General features: G+C 38.2%; 4 protein-coding genes and 2 pseudogenes. 2 read left to right on the forward strand and 4 right to left on the reverse strand.

Going from position 1 to position 5,352, the window contains the following annotated elements:
* Window positions 1-585: 585 nt before the first annotated feature.
* Window positions 586-852 (reverse strand): annotated as a pseudogene (locus NNC77_RS16795) (RHS repeat-associated core domain-containing protein); the annotation flags it as partial.
* 298 nt (window positions 853-1,150) lie between these two features.
* On the opposite strand from NNC77_RS16795, the gene NNC77_RS15905 reads away from it, so the two are divergent.
* Window positions 1,151-1,534, forward strand: coding sequence for a copper resistance protein NlpE N-terminal domain-containing protein (locus tag NNC77_RS15905; protein WP_118192471.1), 384 nt, complete (start codon window positions 1,151-1,153; stop codon window positions 1,532-1,534).
* A gap of 422 nt (window positions 1,535-1,956) precedes the next feature.
* Here the strand turns inward: NNC77_RS15905 and NNC77_RS15910 are convergent, their stop codons facing one another.
* From NNC77_RS15910 to NNC77_RS15920, 3 genes and pseudogenes are all read right to left on the reverse strand, one after another.
* A complete protein-coding gene (locus NNC77_RS15910; protein WP_118192470.1) occupies window positions 1,957-2,391 on the reverse strand; it encodes a hypothetical protein in 435 nt (144 codons plus the stop codon).
* Between the two features lie 250 nt (window positions 2,392-2,641).
* Window positions 2,642-3,289, reverse strand: a complete 648-nt coding sequence (locus tag NNC77_RS15915; protein ID WP_182384359.1) for a hypothetical protein — start codon at window positions 3,287-3,289, stop codon at window positions 2,642-2,644.
* A 418-nt stretch (window positions 3,290-3,707) separates the two neighbouring features.
* Window positions 3,708-3,964, reverse strand: a pseudogene (locus NNC77_RS15920) (ORF6N domain-containing protein); the annotation flags it as partial.
* 440 nt (window positions 3,965-4,404) lie between these two features.
* On the opposite strand from NNC77_RS15920, the gene NNC77_RS15925 reads away from it, so the two are divergent.
* Window positions 4,405-5,352: hypothetical protein (locus NNC77_RS15925; protein WP_254971796.1), on the forward strand; the 948-nt coding region annotated here is incomplete at its 3' end.

The following is a 5,352-nucleotide window of genomic DNA, read 5'->3' on the forward strand; positions in this document are numbered from 1 at the left end:
CGGTATGCAAGATAAAAACAGTAAAACGAATTATGGCAGGACGAGCCTCCATCACCTTGTTGGAGAAAAAGGTTGCGCTTAAGCTTTAGCACTATGTGCACCAAAATTTGCGAAGAGCCTTATTATTTGATATTGTATTTGCATTTTTAACATATCCTATCCCATATGTTAATATCGTGTCGCAATATTCAATTATTTGATAATCGGAATCTCCAAAATCCATAACTAAGATTATAGATTTTCCCTTCTTTTGAAGATGGTTTGATAGCGATGATATTTTGAGATTGTTTTTATCTTGACGTGTATTAGAACACGAGCCTATAGTAAATAATAGGCTAATAATTAAAAATAGTCTGAACATAATCATTTGTCTTTATAATAGCCATTGGCTGGATAAATTCCATCCAATGACTTGATTTTAAATTAGTATGCTCCTCGTGGATTTAATCCTTGATCTTTACGAATGTCATTTTCTGTAATATCATTCTTTTTTACATGATTTAAACCAACAGTTGCTGCTTCTTCTTTGCTTAGAGTTTCCATGACTCTTTGCCCCCGATTATTCATATAGGAATAAGACTCGCTTTCTGAATACAACACTTCACCAAAAGGAACATATTCGATATGCTGTACCACCTCGCCATCAAGGTTGGTGATATAACTACTGCTACCCAAATGGTCTGGGTGGTAGTAGAACTGCATCTTCTCGTATGCGTCGCCCTCTTGGAAGTTATTCTTTGCAGCTCTCGACAAAGCTCGTGCCTTCGCAGCCTCCAAGCTGCCGTCATTGCAGCAGAAGCCCTTGCCATCGACATAATCGTTGTTGTCCTCGCCATTGTACGGCACTGCAAAGGTTGCCTTCTTTTTTCTATTTTATCTGTCATATTTATATTCATTTTTCCAATATCACAAATTGTGACCTTAAACATTACCATATTTAACAGCATTCAAAGGTAGTGCTTTTAGCCTTTAAGCCACTATTGCACAACCCCTTTTTTTGAAAAGAACGTAAAATTAATAGTTTTATTGCTATGATTGTAGTTTTATTAACATAAAGCTCTAAAGCAGCCAAAGGAGGACAAGAGCAAGGAAGCCGTGGAGACCAACAAGGACATCGAGCAGTTGTTGCTTTCCATCCAAAAGGCTTTCGATGTGCTTGAGGAAAAGAGAACGGACTTACCTATTCCTACCATTCGGGACGACACTCGTTCGCCAGCCTCATTACGCTGGAGGCAGGTGTGCCGATAAGCTTGAAGAATATACGGCAGTTTCGGGAAATAGAGCCAGCTTGGATTCCGTGGCTGGGACATATTGCGGTGTATTAACGTCTGATGTTGAAACAACACTCACGTTAAATGCTGATGGTACCTATTTGTTGATACAGTCATACAATGAAAAGCAGAACAAACAGGAAAGGTTAAATGGCACTTTCCAAGTGCTTGACTACAACATTCTGATGCTTGTGCATCCTTCAAGTGCTGAGCATACCTTCTACAAGGTGAAGGATGCCTGGCTATTGAATTTATTGCATTGAATTGCAGTATTAATCAGAAAACGCACAATAATATGTCTATCAATGTTTTCCCATTGTCTCACCAAGTAGGGATTATTTGGCGACACACATGTTCAAGTCATACATGTTTTTCTGCCAAAGGTGCGTCTCTGCAATCCTGCTCTCCATCCTGTTTCTGTCGCGCCATTCAAATAGGCTGATAACTATGATACTTCCTACGACGTTGAGCAAGTTGCAGCATATTTAGTGCATTGTTGATATTTGTCAGATTCTTTGCGTTATTTCGTTTTTTAACGGACTATTGTATAGTAATCATCATATAAAATCCGCAGATAGAAACTTACTATCTACGGATTTTAATGAGTTTTAAATAAAAAACTAAGACCATAGAGTGTAATACATTTCTGTAAAACGTACTATTACATCCTATATTTCTTCATAGACTACTCTTCTATAGATTCGTCTGTTTGTGAAAGTTTTATAGTCTTAACAACTTTTCCATTCTGATTCGTCCATACTTTTATACGGCACTCTACAGCTCCCATTCCAGTAGAAGAAATCGTATAGACTGAGTGAGCCTTTAAGTTTATCTTTTCACTTCTTGATGGTAGTCCACCACGACTAATTGTATACCCTCTTGGAATATTGCTCAATTTAATTTTTTTTGGAGGAACGCATGTAGAATCTTCCCAAATTAGCAATAAAGCTCCTTCGTATAGTTTCCCATCAGAAGTAACAGAATCATTCTCAAAACAAATGTCGTAAAAATAGCCATCATTGATAGTCAGAGATTGAGTTTGAGTGTCAAAATCAAAATCAGCAACCCTTCTACATCCTAATAATAGAAAAAAGGAAAGGCAATATAGTAATCTTTTCATCTTTCGTTGTTTGACTTTAAATCGTTATACATTTTCCACCACTGATCAATTTTTTCTATTATTTGATCTTGAGAATTGTTTTTTTTGCAGAACAATCTCTTTAAACCATTTTTTTTGAATCTTGCTATTTATAAAATTATCAAAAAATCTTTTCTCCATTGCCTGCTTCTTTTTCTAGACATAAACATAGTGAATTCATATTTCTCCTTCCGAAGTTTATTTATAGCAAAGTTGAAATTTGCAACATATACTATTTGAAATCATTTTCACAAGGCGCATTATAATTACATGTTAATCGCCATCCATCTTCCAATAAAGATAACACCTCTTGAGATACAAAGATGTTATTTTTCCTGGTAAAACATTTATTCATAGCTCTCAATATTTCTTTATAGATTTGCATGGCTTCGATTGAGCTATCAGTAAAGACTGCAACACGACCTGCGATTAAAACATTTTCTGCATTGTCGTATATCCCTCCAGTACTTAACTCAACACCTGTAGGATTAGATGCAAGATCTACAATGTAATGAAAAGAGCCATTTCTTTGTTTCTCAATTCTATACTTCACCTCATTATTTAAGGGGAGCACCATGTATCTATTATCCAAAGATATCCAATTGGCATAGCCTGTATGACCAAGTTTAGAAAAATTTGATATGGTGTTTTCTCTTCTTATCGTCTCCTGATTAAATGCCCCCAGCAGGGTATATTCTATTGGAATTTTTATTTCAACCATAGACATAATCTTGACTATATCTGATTTTGTCAGAAAGAATATTTGCTGCTTACTTTTCATCCGTCCATCATTCATCAGCCTTTTATCCCCTTTCCTATTTTGTACAAACAGGACATTTAATCCACCAATTAATAATACAAAGAAACTTATAATTCTCAAATAATAACCTATCGTCAACGTAAAATGGTGTATATTCCCCCAAGTGTCAGTTTCTGTTCTTGGACAAATAATCAAAAGGCTACTCAATATTATGGTGATGCAAATCCACAATACGAAGTGTTTTCTATTTCCCTTTATTAGATGCCTTATAGCAACAATGTATGTTATGTTTGAAAACCATGCTAAAGAATATATTTTCGTAAATATTTCCGGAAATACGAAACAAAACCAGCCAAAGAACAAGTCGAAAAAGCCATCACCATAACAGAGATTAGTTGCTTCATCATAATAATATGGTACGAACCCACAGGTTATAAGATAGCACAAAAAACTAAGTGTTATCACGCTTTTCTTTAATATGCGAGTATTCAATATTTTCATATATCTATCTTTACAAGTAAGTTCTTTGTTGTTTCCGAATATTAACCTCAATAGCTGTTTGTGAACGGAGAACACTACTAAGCATTGCCACGCCTTGTTCTGTAAAAGCATACGGCATATATTTGAGGTGTTGACCTTGTTTTTCGTTTAAGGTCACAATTGTGACCTTAAACATTCTTCCTTTGTCAATTGAAACCGAAAGTCATTAGGAAAGCGTTCAACATTGCGTTTTACAGCCTGATTGAGAACTTTAGCTTCTACCCCATATAGCATTGCTAAATCTTTATCAAGCATAACTTGTTGCCCTCTAATTACTTTTATTAGAGGTTCGATATTACCTGCGAGTTCATGGGTATCGCATTTTGTAACATCTATTTTGGACTGGTCGCAAATTGCGACTGGTTCTTTTTTGTCTATTTTGTTTGCCATATTTCTATTATTTTTGAGATCACAAATTGTGACCTTAAACGTGTTGTTACTTATTATTCAAAGGTAGTGCTTTTAGCCTTTAAGCCACTATTGCACAACCCATTTTTGAAAAGAACGTAAAATTAATAGTTTTATTGCTGTGATTGTACTTTTATTAATCGCTTAACTCGTTGCACCGTACTTACTGTTAAACTTGGGTTAACTTTACAGTTTTTTTTAGGAGCTTGGCTTTTTTTACAAAAAAAATCGTAAATTTGCAGCGAGAAATAAAAACTTGAAGAATAAACAACATAAAAAATGAACTTATGAAGAAAATCTCGTTGATAGTGATGAGCTGCATGATAGCTTGCGGACTGCTCGCCAACCACAGCATCGTGAAGGGCGGAGAAATGTCGCCTGAGGTAGAGGACACGGTATCGATTGCCAAGAAAATCACTGATAGTCAATGGCTATCGAACAACTCCGACACGTTGGAAGTGGACACAGCTGGCGAAGGCTCGGTGGTGAATGTGGTGGCCTACTTCTGCAAGGGTGATACCTGCGAATACTGGATCTATGAGAATGAGTGGAAGGTGAACGGCAAGGATACGGTGAAGACGCTCGGCGTATCCACCCAGGTGCGCCTCGTGGTAAACGATTCCACCAGCAAGGGCTATAAGATGAGCTACACCTTCCTGGACGTAAAGGCCGATTCGGTGGGCGACAACTTCCGGGACAAGATGATGGCCATGGTAGCGGAGCGCACCGCCAAGAGCGTGATAGGCACCACCATCAACTTTGAGACCGATGAATATGGTAGCATCACCAAGATTACCAATCTCTCGCAAATCAAGAAGCAGGCAAAGGCTCTCTTCAAGGCGAGCATGAAGGACATCGCCTCCATGCCCATCATGCAGGAAATGAAGAAGGCGATAGGTTTTGACATCATGAAGATAGGCAACCAGGCTAACACCGACGAGGTGGTGGAGGGCTACCTGGAGGAGCTGAAACTGCTCTTCGCCTGCCACGGAAGCCAATATGCCGTGGGCGAGCATCACGAGCACGAGGATGCCACCAAGGATAGCTACGCCAACGACACTTATATCAATGCCAGCCTAGAGAAGAATGGCAACTACACAATCTCCTGCGAGGTGATCAGCGTGATACCAAAGGAGACTGTGAAGAAGGTGATGGGCGGACTGATGGGTGCCTTCACGGAAGGACTGAAGGGCAAGAAGACCGAGGACGGCAAGGATCATGATGGCGACATCAAG

Origin of the sequence: Segatella copri (genome assembly GCF_024330485.1) — a bacterium.
Lineage (GTDB): Bacteria > Bacteroidota > Bacteroidia > Bacteroidales > Bacteroidaceae > Prevotella > Prevotella copri_L.

Coding starts and splice junctions, on each gene's coding strand:
- NNC77_RS15905 (WP_118192471.1), top strand. CDS start 1,151: ATGTGCTTGAGGAAAAGAGAACGGACTTACCTATTCCTACCATTCGGG.
- NNC77_RS15910 (WP_118192470.1), bottom strand. CDS start 2,391: ATGAAAAGATTACTATATTGCCTTTCCTTTTTTCTATTATTAGGATGT.